Raw genomic sequence first — 23,468 nt, 5'->3', positions numbered from 1 at the left:
CCGTGTATCTAGCGACCGCATGCGACGCCCCCTCTCCCGCGCTCCCCTCCTGCTGTGCTCCGCGCTCCTGCTGACCACGGGCTGCGAGAGCATGAAGCCCCGTGCCGTCTCCCCCTCCGACGGCACCACCGCCACCGCCACCGCGCAGCCCGACGCCTCCGCTCCGACCGAAGCCTCCGTACTGGACGCTGGCGCCCCCGACACCCCCGCCACGCCCTCGCCGTGGCAGCGCGCCCGCGTGGGCGACCGCGTGGAGTACGCCTTCTCCGCCCACCGGGGCCGCCCTGGCGCGGACACCGGCGTGGGCGTGGCCGGCCATGTCACGCTGGAGGTCGTCTCCGTCCAGGCGCCTTGGGCGTGGCTCACCGTCACCTTCACGGATGATCAGGGCAGGCCCCTGGCCCACCCGCGCCTCTCCCAGCCTCGCGTGCTGCCCATGCGCATGGAGGAGACGCAGCCGTGGAAGGACGAGCACCGCGGCCAGCGCTCCGCCGAACAGACCACCGCCGCCGGACGCACCTGGGATGCCCGCCGCTTCCTGGACGACCGCCGCCCCAGCGACGGCCCCCTCCAGAACCGCCTCTACGCCAATGAGCCCGGCCCGCTGTACCTCACCCATGGCCTGCTCGACGCCAGCACCACGCTCTCCGGCTTCGGCGCCAGCGGCAGCCAGCAGCTCACGCTCGTGTCCTTCCGCCAGGGCTCCGACGCCGCGGGCAACGTGCCCGTGCTCGACCGGCCCTGGGGCCCGGGCACCTGGTACGACGTGCGCCAGGACCTCTCCGGCACGTCCTCCGTGCGCCGCGTCTGCCTGGGCGCCGAGCGCGGCTTCCTCCTTCGCAAGGAGCTGACCGGCCCCACCGGCGACGCCCCCTGCGCCGACCTCCGCGACGCGGAAGCCCAGCCCCTGGAAGAGGCCCTGCTCGCCGCCGTCAGCGAAGCCATCGGCCAGCCTCAGCAGTGGCCTCCCGTCGCCGCCGGCACCGCGCCGCCGCGCCGAGAGACGTTCACCGTCGCCCAGCACCCCATCCCCGCGTTCATCCTCGAAGCGCCCGCGGGCGAGGGCGCCGAGCGCCGGGTGCAGGTCACCACCTACGCCGCCGACCCTTGGGGCGCCGCGCTCAACGGACTCGCGGACGAGGCCCGCTTCATGCCGCTCGCCGACGCCGTCTACCACTCCCCGCCCAAGGGCAAGCGCGTGCCCGAGGACGGCACCGCGCTCGCCGGCTGGGGCAAGTGGGTCATCGACGGCGGCAGGTAGCGCGCGTCAGTCACACGTGCGGCGCTCCGGCTTGTCCGCGCGGCACTGCGCCACGGACGGGAGCGCCTCGCGCGCCTCGTCCGCCACCTCCACCAACTGACGCGCGCACTCCGTTGCCGCCAGCGAGCCCTGGATGTCGAACAGGGACAGCACTTCCTTGCAGCGCTTCTGCATGGACTCCACGCCCGCCACGAAGAGCGGCTGCATCACCTCCGGCGTGAACGAGTAGCCGCTCGCCGTCGCCAGCCCCGACTCCGGCTTGAACATCCACGTGCTGCGCCAGCTGCTCGCCACCTGGTCGAAGCGCGCCGAGCCCATCCACACCGCCTGCCCCGCCCCCGGCCCCACCATCCGCGGCTGGAAGCCCGTGCCCTTGCGGCGGCAGAAGTCCTCCGTCGCGCCGCGCAGCGTGCAGACGTTGTACTCGCCCAGCCGGCGCGTCACCGCGAGCAACTCCGCCTGCTGCACCTCCGCCACGCGCGGCTGCGCCACGAACAAATCGATGGTGCGCATCAGCACGCTCATCGCGTTCTTCGGATCCATCGCCGGTGACGGGTTCATCCCTCCCGTCGAAATCACCAGCACGCGCTCCGCCCCACGCTCCACCGCCTGGAGCAGCGGAAGCCCGGAGCGCACCCCGCCGTCGTAGTACGTCCCCGTGCGGTCACCCGCCGCCGACGGCAGCTTGCCCGCAGGGTTCGACAGCACCGGCTCCGCGATGGACGCCACGATGGCGTGAATCATCCCGCCCTTGCGCAGATGGTCCGACGCGCCCGGCCTGAAGTCCGCCGGGTCCTGGTCGCTCACGCTGAACACGTCGCCCGTCTGGAAATCCACCGACACCGACACCAGCTCCGTGCCGTTGTGCAACATCTCCGGCTGGATGAATTGATCCAGCTTCGTATAGATGCCGTCGAACTTCACCAGGCCCCGCGTGTCCTCCGCCAGGTTCCACAACCACGTGGAGTTCACGCAGTACAGGTCCGACTCCACCGTGCACGTGTAGTTGCCCAGCAAGAGCCGCCGCGCGTTCGCCTCCTGGCCCGGCGTGTGGAACAGGTCCACCAGCGTGCTGATGAGCGCGCCCGTGCTCGTCCCCGCCGCCAGGTCGATTCGCGCGTCGCCGCACCCCTCCGGCGCGGGCTTGCCCCGGCACTGCTCCAGGATGCCCAACAGCCGCCACATGGCCCCCGCGCTGAACGCCCCGTTGGCCCCGCCACCGCTCAGCACCACCGCGTTGCTGGGCCGCTGCAGGTCGCGCCGCCACGAGCGCGCCCGCACGTACGCCGCCGCGGACGCCGCGCCCCGCTGGATGCCCTGCGCGAGCACCTCGCGCGTCAGCGGCACCTCCAGCGACTGCTGCAACGCCGCGAGCGACGGACCAATGCCCATCGCGTTCGCGAGGAAGCGCTCCGCGTCCACCTCCTCCGCCGCCGCTGCCGCCACGGGGAGGGACTGCGCGGGCATCGGCACGCCCCACGCCGACGCCTTCACGGTCCGGTCGACGTAGCCCGTGTGCGCGTCGTTCTCATAGCAGGACGCCGAGTCGTTGCCCGCGTGCTGGACCAGGCACGCGGACATGTCCAGCACGGCCTCCGGAGACGCGCCCAGCGCTTCCATCCACGCGCCCGCGCGCGCCGGGTCCACATAGGAGTCCGTCAGCTGCGCGCGCGTCAGCCCCGCCACGCGCTCCACCGCCGGCACCCGGACCGGCACGTCCTTCGGATTCGACGAGTCCGGGGTGTTGAGCGTGTCCAGCAGGACGTCCGTGCGCAGGAAGCTGCAACCGCTCGCCGTGGCGGCGAGGAACATCAGCAGGGGCGTGAGGTGACGGCGCATGGAAGACGCCTCCTTGACGAGGGAGTGGACGGACCGTCTTCCTCCTTAGCTGAAGCCCCCGACGCCCGGCCATCACCCGAAACGTCTGGCATCCGCAATCTCGCAAAGCACTGCTCGCGACGCGTCGCGGTGCGGTTAGCATGCGCCTCCCGTTCCGGAGGGTATCCCCTACATGGTTGAGTATGACCCGCATCGCTGGTGGAGCTACTTCCACTACCTGCGCGGTTCGATGGTGAAGGAGATCGTCGGCCGAGTGTTGATGTGCGTTGTCTGGGCCGCGGCCGTGGTGGGCTTCTCGAAGCACGTGCGCGACGTGGGCGTGCCCCCGACAGTGCACACGCTGGCGGGCATCTCGCTGAGCCTCCTGCTCGTGTTCCGAACCAACGCTTCCTATGACCGCTTCTGGGAGGGCCGGAAGCTCTGGGGCGGCATCGTCAACGAGACGCGCAACCTGGTCCGCGCGTCGGAGCCCTTCCTGGGCCGCACGGAGCTGTTCGCCACGCTGGTGCGCTGGACGGCCATGTTCCCCTTCGCCACCGCCGCGTGGCTGCGCGGCCAGCAGCGGCACCTGGGCCCCCACACGGACACCCTGCCCTCCGGGGAGGTGGCGGACGCGCTCAAGGCCCAGCACGTGCCCCTCAACGTGGCCCGCCGGATGACCGCCGTGCTGGACGAGGGCCGCCGCCAGGGGCTCTATCCCGAGTACGTCCAGATGCAGCTGGACCAGAACGTCCACCAGCTCATCGACTACCTGGGGGGTTGTGAGCGCATCCACCGCACGCCCATGCCCTTCGCGTACATGGTGCACGTGCGCCGCGCGCTCATCCTCTACTGCTTCACCCTGCCCTTCGCGCTGGTGGACACCTTTGGCTGGGTGACAGTCCTGGCCACGTTCCTCGTCGCGTATGTCTTCTTTGGTATCGAAGAGATTGGCGTCGAGATCGAGGACCCCTTCGGCACGGACGACAACGACCTGCCGCTCGATACCATCTGCCAGAGCATCCAGAACAACCTGCTGGCGCTCCTGCCCACCTCCACCGCGAGCGCCCATGCCGACTCCGCCACCTGAGCCCGCGAGCTCCGTCCTCTTCCAGCGCAAATGGAAGGCAGAGCTGCGCGCCAGCGGCGCGATGACGCCTCGGGTGCCAGTGCAGTTCGTCGCCGAGCAGGGCCGGGCCATCCGCGTCATCGACATCCGTGAGAAGGAAGACCTCACGGGGGTGATGGGTCACATCCCGGGCTCGCTCTGGGTGCCGCTGGAGCGCATCGCGGAGGTGCATCAGCAGTTGGGTCCGGACGTGCCCGTGGTGCTCGTGTCGCACAGCGGCCGGCGCGCGGGACTGGCGGCGCAGTACCTGCACGCGCTGGGCATGCAGTACGTGGCCGCGCTGGCTGGCGGCATGATTGCCTGGCGCACGGCGGGATACTCCACCAGCCGTCGCGCGGCCATCTTCGAGCGCGGCCTCACCACGCCCACCTTCGCGGCGGAAGAAGGGCCCACCACGGGCCCGCTGGCGAAGGAACACATCGAGCGGCACGTGGGCGACCCCAGCCAGGTGCGCTGGGCGCGGCTGTCCGCGCTGCTGATGACGGGGCGCCGCTCGTGCGTGGACGGCCGTGACGAGCAGGGCGTCATCGGCACGCCGGGTGGCGACGCGGGCGAGTTCCTGCTGGCGCTGGCCGCCGTGGAGAACGTCACCGGCGCCCGGTTCGATGACGCGACGGTGGAGGAGCTCCTCTTCCAGGAGCTGGAGGTGTTCGGCCGCTTCTACATGCACACGGACACGCTCGCGTGGGGGAAGCTGGTGGCGGCGCTCGCGGCGGATCAGCGCCTGTCCAGCCAGCGCCTGCCGACCAAGGACGACGAGGCGGGCTGGCACGCGTTCGTGGACCATCCGCCCGTGGACGCGCGACCCGTGGTGATGGAGCAGTTGCTGGAGCCCGCGCACATGGGCTGCGGCCACCTGAAGCTGATGCTCACGCGGCCCCAGGACTACGGCGTGCGGCCGGACCTGGTGCGCTCGTTCCTGCGCGCATTCCACGACCTGCGCTGGCAGGGCGTGCCGGAGCTGGAGTTCGTCACGCTCTCCGGCGAGCACGACGAAGCGGCGGTGTTGACGGTGTTCGTGGAGGAGGAACTCTGGGACATGGCGCCCATCCCGCTGGTGTCTCCGTCCGTGGGGCCCAAGCAGGTGTTCGTCGCGCACCCGCAGGTGGCGGCGAAGCACCGCGACCACTACGTGGAGTTCTTCCAGCGCCTGCCCAGGTGGGTGAAGGTGGAGCCGCACCAGGTGGAGCCGCTGCGCACGGAGATGAACGCCCTCGCCGCCACGCAGCTGGGCCACACGCTCAAGAGCCTGGCGAACGGGCTGCCCATCTTCGAGGCGCGCTTCGACGGCTCGGAGACGGTGCGTGTGGTGGAGGCAGGCAAGGTCTAGCCCTGCCTCCGCCAGCCGTGAAGGACTACTCCGCGACGGAGACCTTCACCTCGATGTTGCCGCGCGTGGCGTTGGAGTACGGGCACACCTGGTGGGCGGCCTCCATCAGCTTCTGCGCCTCCTCGCGGGGGACGCCCGGGAGGATGCCCGTGAGCTCCACCGCCAGGCCGAAGCCGCCGTCCGGCGTCTTGCCGATGGTGACGGTGGCCTTCACGCCGGCCTTCTCATCCAGCTTCTTGCCGGCCTTGCCCGCGACCAGGCGCAGCGCGCTCTCGAAGCAGGAGGAGAAGCCCGCGGCGAAGAGCTGCTCGGGGTTGGTGGCCGTCTCCTTGCCGGAGCCGCCCAGCTGCTTCGGCATGGCCAGCTCCAGGCCGTCCAGCGGGCTGTTCTCGAGGAGCAGCTTGCCGTTGCGGCCGCCGTGCGTGATGGCGGTGGTGGAGTAGAGCGGCGAGATCTGGACCGGGGCCATGGTGTTGCTCCTTCGTGACTTCGTGGTTGGAAACCGCGTGTGTCTCAAGCGCTGCGTGAGGAAACCTTTTCGAACAGCCGCTGGATGTCCCGGCGCAGCCGCGACAACTCCTCCAGCGTCAAACCGGTGCGGCAGACAATGGCCTCCGGGATGGACGCGGCCTTGCGGCGCAGGGCCTTACCCTGCGCGGTGAGCGACACCGTCACCGACCGCGCGTCCTCCGTGGAACGCTCGCGGCGCACGAAGCCCTGCGTCTCCAGCCGCTTGAGCAGCGGCGTGAGCGTCCCGGAGTCCAGGTACAGCTTCTCCCCCAGCTCCTTCACCGTCACTCCGTCCGTCTCCCAGAGCACCAGCATCACCAGGTACTGCGGATAGGTGAGCCCCAGCTTCGCCAGCAGCGGCGTGTAGGCCTGCACCATCGCGCGCGACGCCGCGTAGAGCGGGAAGCACAGCTGCAGGTCCAGCCGGAGGAAGTCATCCGTCGACATGGGGAATATGTAGTGCGCAATTGAATTGCGCGCAACTGAATTGGAGGCGCGCTGGGAAGGTGGGCAGGGGTGTGGTACAGCCGCCACCCCCGGAGTGCCCGGGAACTGTCGAGGACGAGTGATGCTCAGGACGGTCACCGCCACGCGCTACGTGACGCCCTTGCGCGAAGGGGGCTCGCTGCCCGCCATCGTGGAGGCGAACGACGCGGGGCTCTATGTCGTGAAGTTCCGTGGCGCGGGCCAGGGAGCGAAGGCGCTCATCGCGGAGCTGTTGGCGGGAGAGATTGCTCGCGTGCTGGGCCTGCGCGTTCCGGAGCTGGTGTTCGTGGAGCTGGACGTGTCACTGGGGCGCAACGAGCCGGACAGTGAAATCCGCGAGCTGCTCAAGTCGAGCGCGGGGTTGAACCTGGCGCTGGACTACCTGCCGCGCTCGGTGACGTTCGACCCGCTGGCGGTGCCGGTGCCGGAGGCGCAGGTGGCGTCCGCCATCGTGGCCTTCGACGCGTTCGTGACGAACGTGGACCGCACGCCGAAGAACCCCAACCTCCTGGTGTGGCACCGCAACCTCTGGCTCATCGACCACGGGGCGGCGATGTACTTCCACCACTCGTGGGACGGGTGGGAGGAGCGCAGCCAGACGCGGTTCGCGCCCATCAAGGACCACGTGCTGCTGCCGTGGGCGCACGGGCTGGCGGAGGCCGGGGACCTGCTCCAGGCGCGGGTGACGCGGGAGGTGGTGGAGCGCATCGTGGGGTCCATTCCGGAGGCGTGGCTGGGCCAGGAGCCCGCGTTCGCGTCCACGTCGGAGCACCGCGCGGCGTACGTGACGTGGCTGATGCGCAGGCTGGAAGCGGCGCCGGGGTTCATCGAGGAGGCGACGCGTGCCCACGCCCAGCTCGTTTGATTACGCCATCATCCGGCTGGTGCCTCGCGTGGAGCGCGAGGAGTTCATCAACGTGGGCGTCGTCCTCTTCTGCGTGCAGCACCGCTTCCTGGGAGCGCGCGTGGAATTGGATACCGCGCGGCTGAAGGCATTGTCGCCGGACGCGGACGTGGAGCTGCTCGCGGGCCACCTGGAGAGCTTCCGCCGCGTGTGCGTGGGCGGGAAGGACGCGGGGCCCATTGGACGGCTGCCGCAGAAGGAGCGCTGGCACTGGCTGGTGGCGCCGCGGAGCACGATGCTCCAGACGGGCCCGGTGCACGCGGGCCTGTGTGACGACCCGGACCGCGCGCTGGAGCACCTGCTGGACACGATGGTGCGGGTGAAGCCCGCGGTCTGACGCCAGGAAGGAGCGCGGATGAAGGCCGAGGAGTACAGGGTCTCCAAGTTCGAGCTTCGGCTCATGGAACTGTCCAAGGCCGCGCTGGCAGCGCCAGAGCGGCTGGCGCCGGAATTGGACCCCGGCAGGGCCGTGCTTCGGACCTGGCACTACCCCTCGTTTGATCACTACCGGGTCTGGCTCCTGGAGAAGAAGTCTCGAGGGCACTTCGAGTACCTCCGACTGCGCCGTGTGGTCTGGAACCACCGGCAGGAGCGGGAGGACCTCGTCCAAGCCACCAACCCAGAGGACTTCCTGCGGAGCGTCCCCTCGCGCATCGAGGTGACTGACACGGACGTGGATGCGGAGCGCTGGCAAGCCTTCGAAGAAGCCGCTGCGAGCGTTGTCATCCCACCGCTGTCATTCCCGCTCCGCGGCCTGTCCGTTGATGGAGTGAAGTTCGGCATCGAGCATTCGTTCTTCTCCCACTCTCTCCGGCTGGAGTGGCGGTCGAACATCCCCAAGGAATGGAAGCCCCTGGCACGCTGGACGCAGCAGGTGCAGGACTTCTTCGACGAGAGCATCGCCCCGGCTCCCTGAGCAGGCAGGCGGACAGGCCCTGCGTCCGCTTGTTGGCACATCGCGGATGGCGCCGACGCATCCCATGGTGAAGAGAGCGGGGAGCCCTGGACGTTTGTCCCGGGGCTTCCCATTTTTCGCCGCGAGGCATGGGGAGGTGGCGTCCGTACATGGAGCCGTCAGCGCTACGCATCGTCACGTACAACGTCCGCTACTTCGGCCACATGCTGAGGGGGCTCGCGAGCACCCTGGGCCCCAAGCGCCGGGTGGCGGCCGCCCTGGCCACCCTGGACCCGTTGCCGGACATCGTCTGCCTCCAGGAGGTGGAGACCTCCTCGCTGCGCAGCAACATCGTTCACCGGCCCACCCGTCCGGGTGAGACGCAGCTGGAAGCCTTCATGGAGCGCGTGGAGGAGACGTTCGCCCTCCAGGGGAGGGAGATGCCCTACGAGGCGTTCTACTTCCGCGCCCACCACTACAAGGTAGGTGAGCTGTCGCTGTACACGACGGGGCTGGCGATGCTCGTCAACACGCGCACGCTCCAGGTGGACCGGCACAACGTGGAGGCGCCGGAGCACATCACGCACCACCACGTGCAGGGCCTCAAGGAGCGCAAGCAGAGCCGCATCTGCGCGCACATGCGCGTCTTGCGCCGCGCGGATCAGCGCGCGTTCCACATCTTCAACACGCACCTGAGCCTTCCCACGCCGTTCGCCCGCGAGTTCTGGGCCACGCGCGACAAGATGGGCTGCGGCGTCAACCAACTCCACGAGGCGAAGAAGCTCACGGGCTTCATCGGGCTGCACGCGAAGGAGGAGCCGTTCGTGGTGTGCGGGGACTTCAACTCGCCGCCGTCGTCGCCGGTGTTCCGCTATCTCACGGGGGATGCGCACCTGACGTGCGCGCAGGCGTCGGTGGGGCAGATCAACCCGACCCTGTCCCGCGCCTTCCCCACCGCAGGCTTCATGCACATGCGCATGCACCTGGACCACCTGTTCTCGGGTGGCGGCGTGAGCTGGCTGGACACGTCGGAGACGCGGCCCTTTGGAGACCTGACCAGCCGCTTCCACGGCCTGTCCGACCACGTGCCGCTCATCGCGCGATTCCGGCTGGAGGCTCCAGCGCCCGCGCTGGTGACCTGAGAAGCGGGCCGCCGCGTCCCCGCCGGACGCTCCCCGCGCGCGCGTCGCGTGGGCAGCATGCCTTTCGGGGGATGGCGACGATGATTCGACTCCAGCGCGTTTACGAAGAGCAGGGCCCGGACCCTCGGGCGGGGACCCGGTTCCTGGTGGACCGGCTGTGGCCGCGGGGGCTCAGGAAAGCGGACCTCCGACTGGACGGCTGGCTGCGTGAGGTGGCACCCAGCACGGAGCTGCGGCAGTGGTACGGCCACCACGTGGAGCGCTTTGACGAGTTCCGGTCCCGGTACATCCGCGAACTGGATGCGCACCCCGACGCATGGGAGCCGCTGCTCGATGCCGCGCGCCACGGCCGCATCACGCTGCTTCACGGTGCCCGCGACACCGAGCACAACAACGCCACGGTGTTGAAGGACTACCTGGAGGCCCGGCTGCAACGCCCCGCGCGAACGAAGCCGCACCGCACGATGCACTAACCCGCGTCTCGCTCCAGCGCCTCCCACGCGTCCAGGATTTCGCGCGTCTTGCGCTCGGCGAGCGCGTGGAACTCCGGCGCCAGGTGGGCCACCTTGTCCGGGTGGTATTGCGCGATGAGCGTGCGGAACGCCTTGCGCGCCTCGTCCCTGGGGGTGCCCCGCTCGATGCCCAGCACCGTCCAGGGGTCCTTCGTCTCGGGCTCGGGCGCGACGGCACGGCTGCCGCGCGGGGGCGTGGCTTCGTCGGCCTGCGACGAGCGAGCCCTGCCCGAACCCGGGCGGGCCCCCGCATTGCCTCGCGAGGACGCGTCACCTCGGGCGCTGGAGCGGCGCCAGGGATCGGCGGGTTCCTCCGGCGCTCCGCTGTCACTCGCGGGGCCGTAGCGCGGCGGGGCCCTGGGCGCGGGCTCCGGGCGGCGGTGGCCGGGGCGCTTCTCCGGGTCGGGCGCGGGGATGCCGTGAGACAGGCGGCTCAGGGCCTCCTGGAGGAACCACAGGTCTTCCGCGGGACTGGCGTGCTTGCGCACCACCGCGCGCGGCTTGCCGTCCTCCAGCAGCACGTAGCCCGTGGATGCCGCGTAGGCGCGCTTCTTGTCCTCCGGGTAGAGCCGGTCGCCCAGGTCCCCCAGCGGATCCCTCCACATGCCTTCCGTGGTGCCTTCGTCCGCCACGATGACCTGCGACAGCACATGCCCGAACAGGTCCTCCAGCGCCGCGAAGGGCTCGCGCGCCTGCGGCGGACGCGTCATCACCGCGCCGTGGCGCACCCCCGCCACCAGCAGCAGCCCCTGCGCCGCGTCCACGAACGAGAAGAGCTTCTCGCGGACCTGCTTGTCGGAGAAGTAGAGAACGGCCTGCACGGTCCTCCCATCTTAGGGCCTTCGCGCCCCGGCCCCCACCCGTTCCCCTTCCAACCTGACGGGTCCGGGCCCAGGAATTCCGACAAGACCCGGTTCGAAGCGGCTCGACCCGGGGGCGGGCTTGCGAAAGAGTCACCCTCCCCTATGCGCTGCTGCCACCGCCACGCCCCCGTCGCCGCCGCCGGGTCCTCCGACCCGCATCCGTTCAGCCTGCCCGGCGCCACCGAGCACTATGCCGCGCCCCGGCCCGTGCGCGCCGAGCACGTGCGCATCGAGCTGGACCTGGACTTCGCCCAGCGCGCCCTGGCCGGCACCTGCACCACCCGCGTGTCCGCCGTCCGCACCGTGTCCACCGTCACCTTCGACGCCGTGGACCTGGACGTCACCGAGGCTCGCGTCGACGGCCGCTCCGTCACCTTCTCCAACTCCGGCGCGCACGTGCGCGTGGAGCTGCCTCGCGCGCTCGACGCGGGCCAGGCGTGCGACATCGCGCTCACCTACCGCGCCCGCCCCCGCCGCGGCCTCTACTTCTGGGGCCCCGACGCGGGCTACCCCGACCGTCCGCTCCAGGCGTGGACGCAGGGCCAGGACATCGACGCGCGCTGCTGGTTCCCCTGCCTGGACACGCCCGCGCAGAAGGCCACGTCGGAGGTCATCGCCACCTTCCCGGCGCACATGACGTCGCTGTCCAACGGCGTGCTCGTCAGCGACGTCACCACCGGCGAGCGGCGCACCCAGCACCACCGCATGGCGCAGCCACACGCGCCCTACCTCGTCACGCTGGTGGTGGGCGAGTTCGACGAGGCCACCGACACCGCCGGCACCACGCCGCTGCGCTACCTGTTCCCCAAGGGGCGCCGCGAGGACGCGCTCCGGTGCGTGGCGCGCACGCCGAAGATGATTTCCGCGTACGAGGCCATCACCGGTGAGCCCTTCCCGTGGAGCGGCTACGCGCAGGTGTTCGTCACGGAGTTCATCCTGGGCGGCATGGAGCACACCACCGCCACCACGCTGGTGGACACCGTGCTGCACGACGCGCGGGCACACCTGGACTACAACGCCGAGCCGCTCATCTCCCACGAGCTGGCGCACCAGTGGTTCGGCAACCTGCTCACCTGCCGCGACTGGCCCCACGGCTGGCTCAACGAGGGCTTCGCCACCTATTTCGAGGTGCTCTGGAAGGAGCGCGGCGACAACCGGGACGAGGCCGACCATCACCGGGCGCTCGACCTGGAGGCCTACCTCTCCGAGACGCGCGAGCGCTACGCGCGCCCCATCGTCGCCCGGAAGTTCCAGGCGCCCATGGACCTGTTCGACCGCCACCTCTACGAGAAGGGCGGGCTGGTGCTCCACGAGCTGCGCCGCCGCGTGGGGGATGACCTCTTCATGCGCGCCCTGCGCCACTACGTCGCGTCCCACCGCCACGGCGTGGTGGAGACGGTGGACCTGGCGCGCGCCTTCGAGGCGGCCACCGGCCACAACCTGGACCCTGTCTTCGACCAGTACGTCTTCTCCCCCGGCCACCCGGAGCTGAAGGTGGAGGTCCGCTACGAGGCGGACGACGCGCGCCTGCGCATCAGCGTGCGCCAGACGCAGCGCACGGATTCGGGCACGCCCGTCTTCCGCCTCCCGCTGGAGGTGGCCGTCACGGTGAATGGCGAGGACACGCGCCACCGATTGGAGCTCACGGACGCGGAGCACCGCTTCCACCTGCCCTGCCCCGCCGCTCCCACGCAGGTGCGCGTGGATCCGCGCCGCGACGTGCTGGGCACGCTGGACGTGGACAAGGCCGTGGGGCTGTGGCGCGAGGAGCTGGCCAATGCCCCGGAGGCCCGCGCGCGCACGGAGGCCGCGCACGCGCTGGGGAAGGACGGAGGCCTGCGTTCAGTGGAGGCGCTGGGCCGCGCGCTGAAGGACGCGAAGCGGTTCTGGGCCACTCGCGCCGCATGCGCGAAGGCGCTGGGCCGCATCCGCACACCGGAGGCCCGCGCACTGCTGCTGGACGCGGTCGCCACCGAGCACCCGCGCGTGCGCCGCGCCGTCGTCGCCGCGCTGGGCGAGTTCCGCCACGACGTGGAGGCGGCCGGGAGCCTGCGCTCGGTGCTGGAGGCCGGTGACGCCAGCTACTTCGTGGAGGCGGAGGCCGCTCGGGCACTGGGACGCGTGCGCGCGCCGGATGCGCTGCCCCTGCTGGAGGCCGCCACCGCGAGGCCGTCATTCCAGGACGTCATTGGCGCGAGCGCGATGGACGGGCTCGCGGAGACGCAGGACCCGACCGCGTTCCCGGTGGCCGTGGCACGCACCGCGTACGGCCAGCCCGCGTTCCTGCGCCGCGCGGCCGTGAGCACCGTGGCGAAGCTGGCGGAGGTGGCGAACCGCAAGCGCGAAGCGGTGGACCTGTTCGCGCAGCTCTTGCGCGACCCGCAGTTCCGCGTGCAACTGGCGGTCTGCGACGCGGCCTCCACGCTGGGCGACCGTCGCCTGCTGCCCGCGCTGGAGGGCACGACCTTCAGCGACCCGCGCACCCGCCGCTACGCCCGCGAGGCCGTGCGCACCCTGCGCGAAGGCGCGCCCCAGGCCCGTGAAGTCGCATCGCTGCGCGAGGAACTGGACGCGCTCAAGCAGGAGACGCGCACCCTGCGCGAGAAGCTGGAGACGTTCACGCTGAACTCACAGCCGGCCGCCCCCGTGCGGAAGCCCGTGCGCAAGCAAGCGGCGAAGCGCGGCCGCACGCCACCCAAGCGTCGGCGCTGAGCCGCCGCCCCCGGCCACTACCGGCGAGGAAGCCGTGCGCACGCGCGCGGCCAGGCGATGCCGCACGCCGCCCAAGCGCCGATGCCAGGCCGCTGCATCCGGAGAGCTGGCGCGCGACGAAGCGCGGTCGCACACTGCCGCTCAAGCGTCGGCGCTGAGCCGCCCCGGCTTCAGTCCGTCTGCCCCTGCAACGACTGGCGCAGGAACGCGCGCCAGTCCTCGAGCAACGCGGGCGACACGTCGTGGCCCAGGTCCGGGTAGGTCCGCAGGTCGATGGGGGCGCCCCGGCCCTTCAGCTCCGCGACCCGCTCGCGCGTGTGCTGCACGGGGATGATGGCGTCCTGCTCTCCCTGGAGCACCCGCACCTTCCGCGACACAGGCTGCCGCTGGACCGGGTCACCCAGCAGCCGCGTCCCCATGGGCACCGCCGCGTCCACCAGCTCCGGATGGCGGATGGCCAGCATCCACGCCAGGTCGCCCCCGTAGGAGAACCCCGTTACCACGACGCGACGGAGCTCTGGGTGCGCCGCCCGGACCTCGCGGATCAACTCCGCGAGCCGCTCCGCCATGCGCTCCACATCCTCCGTCTTCCCCTCCCAACTCTTCTCCTCGTGGTCCGCCTGGAACCACGTGAAGCCGTCGCGGCGAGGCCTCGGGCCCTGGGGCAGCAGCGTGCGCACGGGGATGCCCAGTGACTGGATGGGCTCATCCCAGAACGCGGGCGTGGAACCGGAGAAGTGCAGGGCCACGAGCAACGCCTCGGGCTTCGGAGCGCCCACCGCCTCGCTCTTGTAGACGAACGGGCTTTGCGCCGCCGGCGGCGTACCCCGGGTGCCGGCACAGGCCATCCCCAGCAACGACACGGCGAGCAGCACGGCGGCGGTTCGGGATTCGCGCATGCTCCCTCCTGTACCCGCCCGCTCGCCCGGCCTCCAGGGGCGCTGTCAGCGTCCTGCCCTCCGGCTTCACCCGCGCCACTCCGGTCCACAGTGTGTACCTGTAGGCAAAGGGAACGCGCACGGGCGCCAAGACGCGCGCCCGCCAACGCCGGGGAGACCCCACCTCCCGGCAGGGCCGGCCACGCGGCGAAAGAGACGCGTGCCGGGTCCCACCAGGAGCGAGCATGGCAGGAGGAGCCGCACGGGAACTGGAAGCCATCTTGGACGCCGCGGTGGACCCCATCATCGCGTGCGGCCCGGAGGAGCGCATCCTGCACGTCAACGCGGGGACGGAGCGGCTGCTGGGCTGGGACCGCGAGCAGCTCGTGGGCAGGCCCATCACCGACCTCTTCCCGCCTCGCCTGCACCACTTCCATGGCCTCAGCCTGCCGCGCTACCTGCTGTCGCGCCGCAAGGCGCTCGGCGGGCGGCCCACGCGCGTCTTCGCCCGGCGGCGCGACGGTGTGGAGCTGCAGGTGGAGGTCACCGTGGGCGCCACCGGCCTGGACGGAGATGAGCGCATCGTCTTCACGATGCGCCGGATGCATGAGGTCATCGACTCGCTGGAGGAGCCGGTGGAGCACATCCCCGGCGGCCCCGACTCGGCCTCACACCAGGAGACGGTGGACCGGCTCTACCGGCTGCTCGTGGAGAACGCGCCCCTGGGCATCTTCCACTTCGACCGCACGCCCGTCATCACCGCGTGCAACGAGCGCTTCTCCGGCCTCATCGGCACGTCGAAGCGCAACCTGGTAGGCCTGCAGCTGCTCACGCTGCGCGACGAGCGCATCATGGCCTGCGTCCGCGAGTCGCTGGCCGGCCGTCCCTGCGACTACGAAGGCGACTACCGCTCGATCACCACCGGCAAGGTGACGCCCGTGCGCGTGCGCTTCGCCCCCTGCTACTCCGAGGACGGCACCGTGGTGGAGGGCGGCGTCGGCATCGTGGAGGACATCACCGAGCGCCGCCGCGTGGAGGCCGAGCGCGAGGAGAACCTGGCCCAGCTGGACCTGCTCGTGCGCAGCGCGCCGGTGGGCATCGGCTTCCTGGACACCAACCTGCGCTACGTGCGCGTCAACGAGACGCTCGCGCGCATCAACGGCATCCCCGCGGAGGACCACCCGGGCCGCACGCTGCCGGAGCTGCTCGGAGAGCCGGGCACCATCGCGGAGCAGGGGCCCCGGTACGTGCTGCGCACCGGCGAGCCCATGGTGGGCCAGGAGTCCGTCTCCGACGAGGACCTGGGCGTCTCCGGCCCCCGGCGCTGCTTCCGGGGCAGCTTCTATCCCGTGCGCACTCCCGACGGCCGCGTGCTGGGCGTGGGCGTCCTCATCGAGGACATCACCGAGCGCAGACGCGCGGAGGAGGAGCGCGCGCACCTGTACCGCGAGGCCCAGGAGGCCATCCGCGTGCGCGACGACTTCCTCTCCATCGCGAGCCACGAATTGAAGACGCCGCTGACGCCCCTGAGCCTGCGCCTGGCCACGCTGGAGCGCCGCCTGGAGCGCGGCGAGAACCTGGACCCCGGCGTGCTGCGCCACGCGCGTCACCAGCTCACGCGCCTCACCGGCCTCATCAACGACCTGCTGGACGCCTCGCGCATCGAGGCCGGCCGGCTGTCCCTGCATCCGGAGTCCACCCGCTTCGACCTGCTGGTGGAGCAGACGCTCGCCGGCATGGAAGGCCAGAAGGGCAACCACACCTTCGACTTCGAGCCCCCCCGGGAGCCCGTCTCCGTCCACGGCGACACGTTCCGGCTGGAGCAGGTCATCTCCAACCTGCTGGAGAACGCGCTCAAGTACAGCCCGGACGGCGGCACCATCCGCGTGCGGCTGTCATTGACGGACGACGTCGCGGTGCTGTCCGTGACGGACCCGGGCATCGGCATCCCGGAGGACCAGCAGCAGCAGTTGTTCGACCGCTACTTCCGCGCGCGCAACGCCTCCACCCGCTCCTATGGAGGGCTGGGCCTGGGCCTCTACATCAGCCGCGACATCGTGGAGCGCCACGGCGGCCGCATCTGGGTGGAGAGCGAACCGGGCCGGGGGTCGACCTTCTACGTCGCGCTGCCGACACTCGCCTCCGTGCGGCCTGCCCTCCCGCAAGTGTGGCCTGATCGCCACCTTCACTGAAGCCGCGGTCGCCCCCTGCCTGAAAGAACTTCAGCTCCGCCTCTCCGCCCCGGACGAAGGCTGCATGCAAAGGGCTGGAATCCCACGCTCCCCAGCCCTGGCACGCCCCCTGCTCATGTGAGCGCACGGGAGGGAGAAGACCCATGGAAAACATGACGATGAAGAGCGAGTCCCCTGTCAGCCAGGACAACGACGGGTGGCTTGTCCGGGTGAAGGTCGGCGGGCGCGTCCAGGAGGTGCGCTGCACCTCGGAGAACCAGGCGCGCTACTTCGCGGCCGTGCTGTCCTTCAACAACGCGGTCCCCCCCTCGCGCATGCGCCACTAGCGCGCGAGGAGGAGGCGCCCGGCGTCAGGCATTGCGCCGGGCGATGTCGGTCGACAGCACGTTGGCGAAGGACACCCAGCCCAGGTACGGGGCCATGAACCATGGTGCCTTGCGGTCCACGCGGCTGGCGGCGGCGGTATACGCCGCGATGCTGCCCAGCAAGGCCCAGTTCTCCACCGCCGCGGCCTTGAGCTGGCGCTTGCGGAAGAACAGATGGGACCACGCGGCGTTGAGCCCCAGCTGCACGAACCACAGGCCCAGCGCGCGCGAGCGCTCGGCGCCCGCCGGTGAGCCCCAGATGCGCCAACCGGACACAGCGATGAGTCCGTAGAGCGCCGTCCACACCGGCCCGAAGGCCTGTCGCGGCGGCTGGTACGGCGGCTTCTTCAAGTGCTTGTACCAGCGGCCCTCCACGGCCTCGCGAGTGCTGCGCGCGTTGAGGAAGACCGCGCCCGCGGTGAGCGCGCTGAAGGCACCCAGCGCCACCAGCGATTCACGGTTGAGCGTGGCGTTGTGTTCCAGGCCCTCGGAGCCTCCCAGCTCGCTGAGCTGCATGTCGTTCCTCCCGGACGTGACGAAGCCGTTGTGCGAGCCCACAAGCTGTGTCCTCGGGCCACCGGCCGCCACGCGCGCCTGCCTGCCCGGCCCGCGAGTGGCCGCGATGGCACGCAGGGAGTCCTGCTTCGCGGACCTCTCCGATTCCTCCGGGATGAGAGCGTCTCCCATGAAGGTGCGGGCGTGCTGGTGGGGCGAGTCCCGGAGTAGCGTCGCGCCGTCGACCTCGTGGGGAGGGTCCGTGGCGGGTGAGACGTGGAAGCTGTTCCAGGAGCGCTGGCGCCATCACGGACGCGCGATGCTGGGCATCGCGCTGGCAGCCACACTCGTCGCGTGGGCGTGCGAGTGGGCTGGGCTCCTCGAGAGCACGGAGCACATCGCGTACGACGAGGCCCTGGTCCGATTCACGGGTGGCCGGGAAAAGTCCGGGCAGGTTGTCGTAGTGGCCATCGACCAGGACTCCATCGATGAAATCAGCAAGGACTCGCAGCTCCAGATCAACTTCGGCAACTGGCCGTACACGCGCACGCTGTGGGCGCGCATCGCGCAGGAGCTGAAGTCCGCGGGAGCCCGGGCCGTGCTGTTCGACGCGGTGATGGACGAGCGGACGGCCGACGAGTCCGCCGACCTGGGCTTCGCGCAGGTGCTGCGTGAGACAGGCCTCCCCTTCTACGTGGGCATGTCGAGCAGCGCCTCGGCGAAGCAGTTGGCCCACGCGGACTTCCAGGCCCCCGTGCCGCTGACGGCTCCCGAGAGCGCTCCCACCGCAAGCCCTCCACAGGACGACTCCTTTCCCGAGGAGTTCGAGGACGCGCCGGCCCCGGCCACGCCCGTGCTGACGGACGAAGCCCTGGCGCGGGCGCTCGCATTCCCCGCGCGTTGGACGGATGGGAGAGCGTTGCCCAAGCTCGGGGACACGCCCTCGAAGCCGTCATCGAGTCACCGCAACCCGGTGCCTCCGACGCCCGCGCTGGTGGGCGCGGTGAACGGGGTCGGACTGGTGGACATGGAGGCGGACGGGGACGGCTCCATCCGCCGCACGTCCTTCGCGTACACGGACGGTACCAACACCTATGTGACGCTGCCGGTGCGCATGATGGCGGACCTGCTGGACGCGAAGGAGGTCACGTTCTCTGGCCGCACCCTCCGCCTGGGCGAGCGCACGTGGCGCGTGGACCCGGACGGCAGCGCGGCGCTGGACTACGGCGGTCCATTGGAAGAGCGCTTCAAGATGGTGCACATGGTGGACGTGCTGAACGACTGGATCCGTCGCAGTCAGCGCAAGCCCTTGAAGCTGGGCGCGGGCACCTTCCAGGACAAGGTCGTCGTCATCGGCGGCACGGCGGTGGGCCTCAACGACATCAAGGCCACGCCCTTCTCCGCCGCGGAGCCCGGGCTGGTGAAGCAGGCCACGGTGGTGGACACGCTGCTGTCGGGCACGTTCATCACCCGCGCGCCGCTGGCCGTGGACCTGGGCCTGACGTTCTTCGTGGCGCTGGTGTCCGTGGTGCTGCTGATGACGGCGCGCTGGACACCGCTGGAGGTGGCCTGGCCGGTGGCGCTGATTCTGGGGCTGCACATGCTCACGGGCCTGCTGCTCAAGACGGCGCACACGCACGTGCTGATGGCGATGCCCGCGATGGCGGGCGTGGGCGCGAGCGTGGCGGCGCTGGCGTTCAACCACCTGGTGGCCAACCGCGAGACGCAGTTCATCCGGCAGGCGTTCCACCGCTTCATGGAGCCGAAGCTGGTGGAGCAGATGATCCGCTCGCGACAACTGCCGCGCCTGGATGGGGAGAACAAGGAGATCACCGCGTTCTTCAGCGACATCCGAGGCTTCTCCACCTTCAGCGAGCGCTTCAAGGAGGACCCGCGCCAGTTGGTGCGCATCCTCAACACGTACCTCACGACGGTGAGCGGGGCGCTGCTGCGCGAAGGCGGGTGCCTGGACAAGTACATCGGCGACGCGGTGGTGTGCCTCTTCGGCGCGCCCATGGCCCAGGAGGACCACGCCGTGCGCGCGTGCCGGGGCGCCCTGGCGGCGAAGGCGGCCGTGGAGGCGCTGCGCGTGGACTTCCGCGAGAAGGGGTTCCCGGACGTGTACACACGCATCGGCGTGAACAGCGCGGTGAACTTCGTGGGCAACTTCGGCAGCGACCAGCTCTTCAGCTACACGGCCATTGGCGACGGCATGAACCTGGCCGCGCGCCTGGAGGGCGCGAACAAGGCCTACGGGTCGGTCATCATGATTGGCCCGCGCACGTACGAACTGGCGCACGAGCACATCGAGGTGCGCGAGCTGGACCGGGTGCGGGTAGCGGGCAAGACGGAGGCCGTCACGGTGTACGAGCTGCTCGCGCTCAAGGGCCAGCTGGACGCGTCCACGCGGAATACGGTGGCGCGCTACCACGAGGCCCTGGGGCTGTACCGTGAGGCCCGCTTCGCGGAGGCCGTGAAGGTGCTGGAGGCGGAGGCCGCGCGGTCGCCGGAGGACGGGCCCACGGCGAAGCTGCTGGAGCGCTGCCGCGAGTACCTGGAGACGCCCCCGGAGAAATTCGATGGCGTCGCGAATCTGGAGAAGTGACGGCGTATCAGGTTGGGGAGGATGACGATGAGACGATGGACCTGGGGCGTCGTGCTGCTGGCGCTGGGACTGCCGGCGACGGCCGCGTGGGCGGTGAAGAAGGACGAGAAGCTCTACGTGAAGGCGCGCAACACCCGCGTGCTCAAGAGCGCGGTGCCCACGGCGGACGTGGTGGCGGTGCTCCAGCCCGGGCAGCAGGTGGCGTGGAAGGGCGCGGACCCGAAGAACGCGCAGTGGCACCAGGTGACGGAGCCCGGAGGCAAGGCCGGCTACGTGTTCCAGACGAACCTGTCCACCAAGCCGCCCGACATGGAGCTGGTGTCCAAGGACGGCAAGACGCGCGGCATCGACACGGCCTCCTTCGTGTCCAGCGGCGCGGCGGTGAAGGCGCTGAGCCCCGGCGCGGAGAAGTACGGCAAGGAGAAGGGCGGCGACTACGCGGTCGCGGTGTCGCAAATCAAGGCGCTGGAGGCCCTGGCCCTCAAGGTCACGCCCGTGGAGATCGACGCGCATGTGAAGCAGGCCGGGCTGTTCCCGGTCGTGGCGCCCAACACGAAGCTGGGCCCCCAGGCGAAGAAGGCGGTGAAGTGATGCGCTCGCGCATGGGGATGCTGGCGGTGGCGGGCCTGGGGCTGAGCCTCACGTCCTGTGCCCAGATGGCGAAGGGCCTGAGGGCCGCGAACCTGGGCGAGGACGCGAACCGGCTGGCTGCCGCGGCGGAGAAGGTGGAGTCCTGCGACAAGCTGAAGGTGGAGCCGGCCATCCAGGAGGAGTACGCGCTGGGCAGCGCGCTGGCCATCCACTGGGCGCAGCAGAGCGGCGGGCTGATGCTGTCAGGCGCGGCGGAGGAGAAGCTGAATGCCTACGTCAACACGGTGGGCCGCAACCTGGCGATGCAGTCCCCCCGGCCGGAGCTGAGCTGGACGTTCGGCGTGCTCAAGGACGCGGAGAACTTCAACGCCCTGTCCGCGCCCGGTGGCTACGTGTTCGTCACGCGCCGGTTGCTCCAGGGCGTGGACAACGAGGCGCAGCTCGCGGGCGTGCTGGCGCATGAGGTTGCCCACATCGTGCTCAAGCACGCGCTGCACCAGTACGTCTCCGTGAAGGTGAGCACGTGCAAGGGCGCCGCGGTGACGGGCGCCGTGGTGTCCACGGTGGCCTCGAAGGTGGTGGGCGCGAGCCGGGCGGACGGACGGCTGGACCTGGACTCGGACACGGGCCTGATGGGGAAGATGGTCGAAGGCACCGTGGACGCCTTCGGCAAGGGCAACCGCCGGGACGAGGAGCTGGCGGCGGACGCGCTCGCGGTGGAGCTGCTGCTGTCCGCGGGCTACGACCCGGGGGAGTATTCGCTGTTGCTCGGCAAGACGACCGGGGGCGGCGGACTCCTGGCGAACCACCCCAGCGCGAAGGACCGCAGGGAGCAGATTTCCAGGCTCGTCGAAGCGCGGCGGAACAACGCGGATCCGCTCGCGCGGGTGGACGTCGCGTCGCTCCAGCGGCCGGCCCTGCCCGCGGCCTTCGCCGTCGTGGGGCCCGTGAAGAAGTCCACGGGCGTGGCGAAGGACGCGAAGTAGGCGAAGGCCTTCAGCGCACCGTGGCCTGGCTCAAGGCGCGGTGCACGGACTCCAGGGCCTTGCGCGCCTCCAGCAGCTCGGCGCGCTCGGCGGTGAGGGACGCGACCTGCTGGGCCAGCACGTCGCGCTCGCCCTGCAGCGTCTCCACGGCGCGGCGCAGGGAGGAGGACTCGTCCTTGGCGCCTTCCAGCTCCACGGCGAGGCGCTCCTCTTCCGCCAGGCTGTCGGCCAGGGCCAGCTTGCCCTTGGTGACGACCTGCTCCAGGGACTCGTGCTCCTTCGCGGCGGCCTGGAGGGCCTGACGGGACTCCTGGAGGGACAGGAGCGCTTCGTCGCGCTCGCCTTCCAGGGAGGCCAGTTCGCGCTCCAGGTCGGCGAGCAGCTTCACGCGGCCCTCCATCTCCGCGGACAGGCGGCGGGCCTCGTCCATGCGGAGGCGGGCCTCCTCGGTGGCCTTCTCCGCCTGACGGCGGGCGACCTCGAGGTCCTGGGTGAGCGTGAGGTTGGCCGCCTTGACCTTGGTGAGCTCCGCCTGGAGGTGGGTGATGCGCTCCACGGCGCGCTGCCCGGCTTCCGCGACGGTGGCGGGCAGCGGCTCCGGGCGCGGGTTCTCGCGCACGGCCTTGAGGCGGGCCTTGAGCTTCTCGCGGCGGGATTCGGAGTCGTCCTCGTGGGGAGGCGCGGGCGTCTGCACCTCGACGGGGGCGGGCGCGGCTTCCTGTCGGGCCACCGTCTCGGTGGTGGTGACGGTGGAGGCCTGGACGGCAACGTACGTCGTCATGGGCTCGGCCTCGGAAGGCATGCGGAGGGCCTGAACGCCCATCCGTCCATCAAACTGTACTCCGGGAGGCGGGCCCGCGAACGTGGCCGGCATGCCCCGGGGGGCTTCCGCCTGCGCCATCGCCGGGGGCGGCGAGGCGAAGGTGACTGGCGCGCCCCGAGTGTCGGCGCGAGGGGCTTCAGCCTGGGGAGGCATCGGCGCGGGGACGGCTTCCGCACGCGGAACGGCCGGAGCCGGATGCTCCACGCGGGCCACGTCGGCGCGCAGCGCTTCCGTGTGCGTCACGGAGTGGGCCAGGGGCGCCACGCGCATCGGGTCCACGTGCGTGGCGGCTTCCGGACGCGCCGTCAGCGCATCCCAGCGCGCTGCGGCGGGCGGGGGCGGCTCCACGTGCGTGGGCGTCGGCTCGGCGCCCAGGGGCTCCTGACCGAAGGCCTCGACCACGGACTCCCGCTGCTGCGCGACGGACACGTTCCACGCGGACGCGGCGACGGCTTCCGCCACTTCGCGGTGCGACACCGGAGGCACGGCTTCCGCGTCCCAGACGGACTCCTCGGGCGCGGTCTCCTGCGCCACGTTCCAGCCGGGCGCGGTCTCCTGCGAGTCCGAATCCAGCCACGGCGCGGGCGCAGCCTCTTCCTCCTCGCGGTGAGCCTCCGGGGACACCAGCGCGGACAGCGCGTGGGACACCGGCGAGAACGAGGGCGCCGTCACCGCCGGCAGCCCCTGCGCGGCGGGGGGCGGCGCGGTGTGCCTGGGCGGGGCGTTCAGCGCGGCCTCCATCGCCTCGGCGGCGGTGGGACGCGGGCCGGCGCGGCGTTCGATGCGCGAGCGCACCTCGGAGGACAGGTCCGGCGACTCCGCGACGGGCGCGGGCGCTTCCGGCGTGGTGGGCTCCGCGGCGGCGGCGGTCCCCGTGGGGTCGGCCGGATCGAGGGCACCCGTCAGCGCCCCCAGGCGGAGGCGCGGCTTCGCGCGGGACACGTTCTGTTCGAAGGCTTTCTTCATGGGGA

At 70.9% G+C, this 23,468-nt stretch carries 21 protein-coding genes; 14 read left to right on the top strand and 7 right to left on the bottom strand.

The window, feature by feature from the left end; all coding sequences use genetic code 11:
• The first annotated feature begins 19 nt into the window (after positions 1 to 19).
• The gene (locus D7Y04_RS02500; protein WP_121758192.1) at positions 20 to 1,261 is read left to right on the top strand and encodes a DUF6068 family protein; all 1,242 of its coding nucleotides are present in this window, start codon (positions 20 to 22) and stop codon (positions 1,259 to 1,261) included.
• Positions 1,262 to 1,267: 6 nt separating this feature from the next.
• Here D7Y04_RS02500 and D7Y04_RS02495 read toward each other — a convergent pair whose 3' ends face one another.
• Positions 1,268 to 3,100 (bottom strand): patatin-like phospholipase family protein, encoded by a 1,833-nt coding sequence (locus D7Y04_RS02495; RefSeq protein ID WP_121758191.1) that lies wholly within the window; start codon positions 3,098 to 3,100, stop codon positions 1,268 to 1,270.
• Positions 3,101 to 3,272: 172 nt separating this feature from the next.
• On the opposite strand from D7Y04_RS02495, the gene D7Y04_RS02490 reads away from it, so the two are divergent.
• Together D7Y04_RS02490 and D7Y04_RS02485 are read left to right on the top strand one after the other, a co-directional pair.
• Entirely contained in the window at positions 3,273 to 4,169 is an 897-nt protein-coding gene (locus D7Y04_RS02490; RefSeq protein ID WP_121758190.1) for a bestrophin family protein, read from the top strand.
• Entirely contained in the window at positions 4,150 to 5,538 is a 1,389-nt protein-coding gene (locus D7Y04_RS02485) for a rhodanese-like domain-containing protein (protein WP_121758189.1), read from the top strand. Before D7Y04_RS02490 ends, D7Y04_RS02485 begins: the two co-directional genes overlap by 20 nt.
• Positions 5,539 to 5,563: 25 nt before the next feature.
• Here the strand turns inward: D7Y04_RS02485 and D7Y04_RS02480 are convergent, their stop codons facing one another.
• Together D7Y04_RS02480 and D7Y04_RS02475 are read right to left on the bottom strand one after the other, a co-directional pair.
• On the bottom strand, positions 5,564 to 6,007 hold the full coding sequence (locus D7Y04_RS02480; protein WP_120593733.1) for an organic hydroperoxide resistance protein: 444 nt from the start codon (positions 6,005 to 6,007) through the stop codon (positions 5,564 to 5,566).
• Between the two features lie 44 nt (positions 6,008 to 6,051).
• Positions 6,052 to 6,495 carry a MarR family winged helix-turn-helix transcriptional regulator gene (locus D7Y04_RS02475; protein ID WP_120574685.1) on the bottom strand — a complete coding sequence of 148 codons (444 nt, stop codon included), beginning with the start codon at positions 6,493 to 6,495 and terminating at the stop codon, positions 6,052 to 6,054.
• A 121-nt stretch (positions 6,496 to 6,616) separates the two neighbouring features.
• On the opposite strand from D7Y04_RS02475, the gene D7Y04_RS02470 reads away from it, so the two are divergent.
• From D7Y04_RS02470 to D7Y04_RS02450, 5 genes are all read left to right on the top strand, one after another.
• The gene (locus tag D7Y04_RS02470) at positions 6,617 to 7,399 is read left to right on the top strand and encodes a HipA family kinase (RefSeq protein WP_121758188.1); all 783 of its coding nucleotides are present in this window, start codon (positions 6,617 to 6,619) and stop codon (positions 7,397 to 7,399) included.
• Entirely contained in the window at positions 7,377 to 7,775 is a 399-nt protein-coding gene (locus tag D7Y04_RS02465; RefSeq protein WP_121758187.1) for a DUF3037 domain-containing protein, read from the top strand. The genes D7Y04_RS02470 and D7Y04_RS02465 overlap by 23 nt, the downstream gene beginning before the upstream one ends.
• 18 nt (positions 7,776 to 7,793) lie before the next feature.
• Positions 7,794 to 8,354, top strand: a complete 561-nt coding sequence (locus D7Y04_RS02460; RefSeq protein WP_121758186.1) for a hypothetical protein — start codon at positions 7,794 to 7,796, stop codon at positions 8,352 to 8,354.
• A 149-nt stretch (positions 8,355 to 8,503) separates the two neighbouring features.
• Positions 8,504 to 9,475, top strand: coding sequence for an endonuclease/exonuclease/phosphatase family protein (locus D7Y04_RS02455; protein ID WP_120593737.1), 972 nt, complete (start codon positions 8,504 to 8,506; stop codon positions 9,473 to 9,475).
• 80 nt (positions 9,476 to 9,555) lie between these two features.
• Positions 9,556 to 9,948 (top strand): DUF488 domain-containing protein, encoded by a 393-nt coding sequence (locus D7Y04_RS02450; protein ID WP_121758185.1) that lies wholly within the window; start codon positions 9,556 to 9,558, stop codon positions 9,946 to 9,948.
• On the opposite strand, the gene D7Y04_RS02445 is transcribed toward D7Y04_RS02450, so the two are convergent.
• On the bottom strand, positions 9,945 to 10,808 hold the full coding sequence (locus tag D7Y04_RS02445; protein WP_121758184.1) for a J domain-containing protein: 864 nt from the start codon (positions 10,806 to 10,808) through the stop codon (positions 9,945 to 9,947). The genes D7Y04_RS02450 and D7Y04_RS02445 overlap by 4 nt on opposite strands.
• Before the next feature lie 144 nt (positions 10,809 to 10,952).
• On the opposite strand from D7Y04_RS02445, the gene D7Y04_RS02440 reads away from it, so the two are divergent.
• Positions 10,953 to 13,562 carry a M1 family aminopeptidase gene (locus D7Y04_RS02440; RefSeq protein WP_121758183.1) on the top strand — a complete coding sequence of 870 codons (2,610 nt, stop codon included), beginning with the start codon at positions 10,953 to 10,955 and terminating at the stop codon, positions 13,560 to 13,562.
• A 170-nt stretch (positions 13,563 to 13,732) separates the two neighbouring features.
• Here D7Y04_RS02440 and D7Y04_RS02435 read toward each other — a convergent pair whose 3' ends face one another.
• Complete coding sequence (locus D7Y04_RS02435; protein WP_121758182.1) at positions 13,733 to 14,461, bottom strand: alpha/beta hydrolase; 729 nt, start codon at positions 14,459 to 14,461, stop codon at positions 13,733 to 13,735.
• 224 nt (positions 14,462 to 14,685) lie between these two features.
• Here D7Y04_RS02435 and D7Y04_RS02430 point away from each other — a divergent pair, with 224 nt between their 5' ends.
• On the top strand, positions 14,686 to 16,632 hold the full coding sequence (locus tag D7Y04_RS02430; protein ID WP_121758181.1) for a PAS domain S-box protein: 1,947 nt from the start codon (positions 14,686 to 14,688) through the stop codon (positions 16,630 to 16,632).
• Positions 16,633 to 16,775: 143 nt separating this feature from the next.
• On the top strand, positions 16,776 to 16,958 hold the full coding sequence (locus D7Y04_RS02425; protein ID WP_120593743.1) for a hypothetical protein: 183 nt from the start codon (positions 16,776 to 16,778) through the stop codon (positions 16,956 to 16,958).
• 24 nt (positions 16,959 to 16,982) lie between these two features.
• Here the strand turns inward: D7Y04_RS02425 and D7Y04_RS02420 are convergent, their stop codons facing one another.
• Positions 16,983 to 17,684 carry a TspO/MBR family protein gene (locus tag D7Y04_RS02420; RefSeq protein ID WP_233601244.1) on the bottom strand — a complete coding sequence of 234 codons (702 nt, stop codon included), beginning with the start codon at positions 17,682 to 17,684 and terminating at the stop codon, positions 16,983 to 16,985.
• Between the two features lie 70 nt (positions 17,685 to 17,754).
• Here D7Y04_RS02420 and D7Y04_RS02415 point away from each other — a divergent pair, with 70 nt between their 5' ends.
• Genes D7Y04_RS02415 through D7Y04_RS02405 form a run of 3 tightly spaced genes read left to right on the top strand, consistent with a single transcriptional unit; the run spans position 17,755 to position 21,674 of the window.
• A complete protein-coding gene (locus tag D7Y04_RS02415; RefSeq protein ID WP_120593775.1) occupies positions 17,755 to 20,097 on the top strand; it encodes a CHASE2 domain-containing protein in 2,343 nt (780 codons plus the stop codon).
• A 27-nt stretch (positions 20,098 to 20,124) separates the two neighbouring features.
• Entirely contained in the window at positions 20,125 to 20,688 is a 564-nt protein-coding gene (locus tag D7Y04_RS02410) for an SH3 domain-containing protein (protein WP_121759250.1), read from the top strand.
• The gene (locus tag D7Y04_RS02405; protein WP_233601243.1) at positions 20,688 to 21,674 is read left to right on the top strand and encodes a M48 family metalloprotease; all 987 of its coding nucleotides are present in this window, start codon (positions 20,688 to 20,690) and stop codon (positions 21,672 to 21,674) included. The genes D7Y04_RS02410 and D7Y04_RS02405 overlap by 1 nt, the downstream gene beginning before the upstream one ends.
• A gap of 10 nt (positions 21,675 to 21,684) precedes the next feature.
• Here the strand turns inward: D7Y04_RS02405 and D7Y04_RS45410 are convergent, their stop codons facing one another.
• Positions 21,685 to 23,463: a hypothetical protein gene (locus D7Y04_RS45410; RefSeq protein ID WP_233601242.1), complete on the bottom strand. Its 1,779-nt coding sequence runs from the start codon at positions 23,461 to 23,463 to the stop codon at positions 21,685 to 21,687.
• Positions 23,464 to 23,468 lie beyond the last annotated feature (5 nt).

It is taken from the genome of Corallococcus sp. AB038B (genome assembly GCF_003668955.1).
GTDB classification, from domain to species: Bacteria; Myxococcota; Myxococcia; order Myxococcales; family Myxococcaceae; genus Corallococcus; species Corallococcus exiguus.
This window is presented reverse-complemented; position numbering and strand designations above follow the sequence as displayed.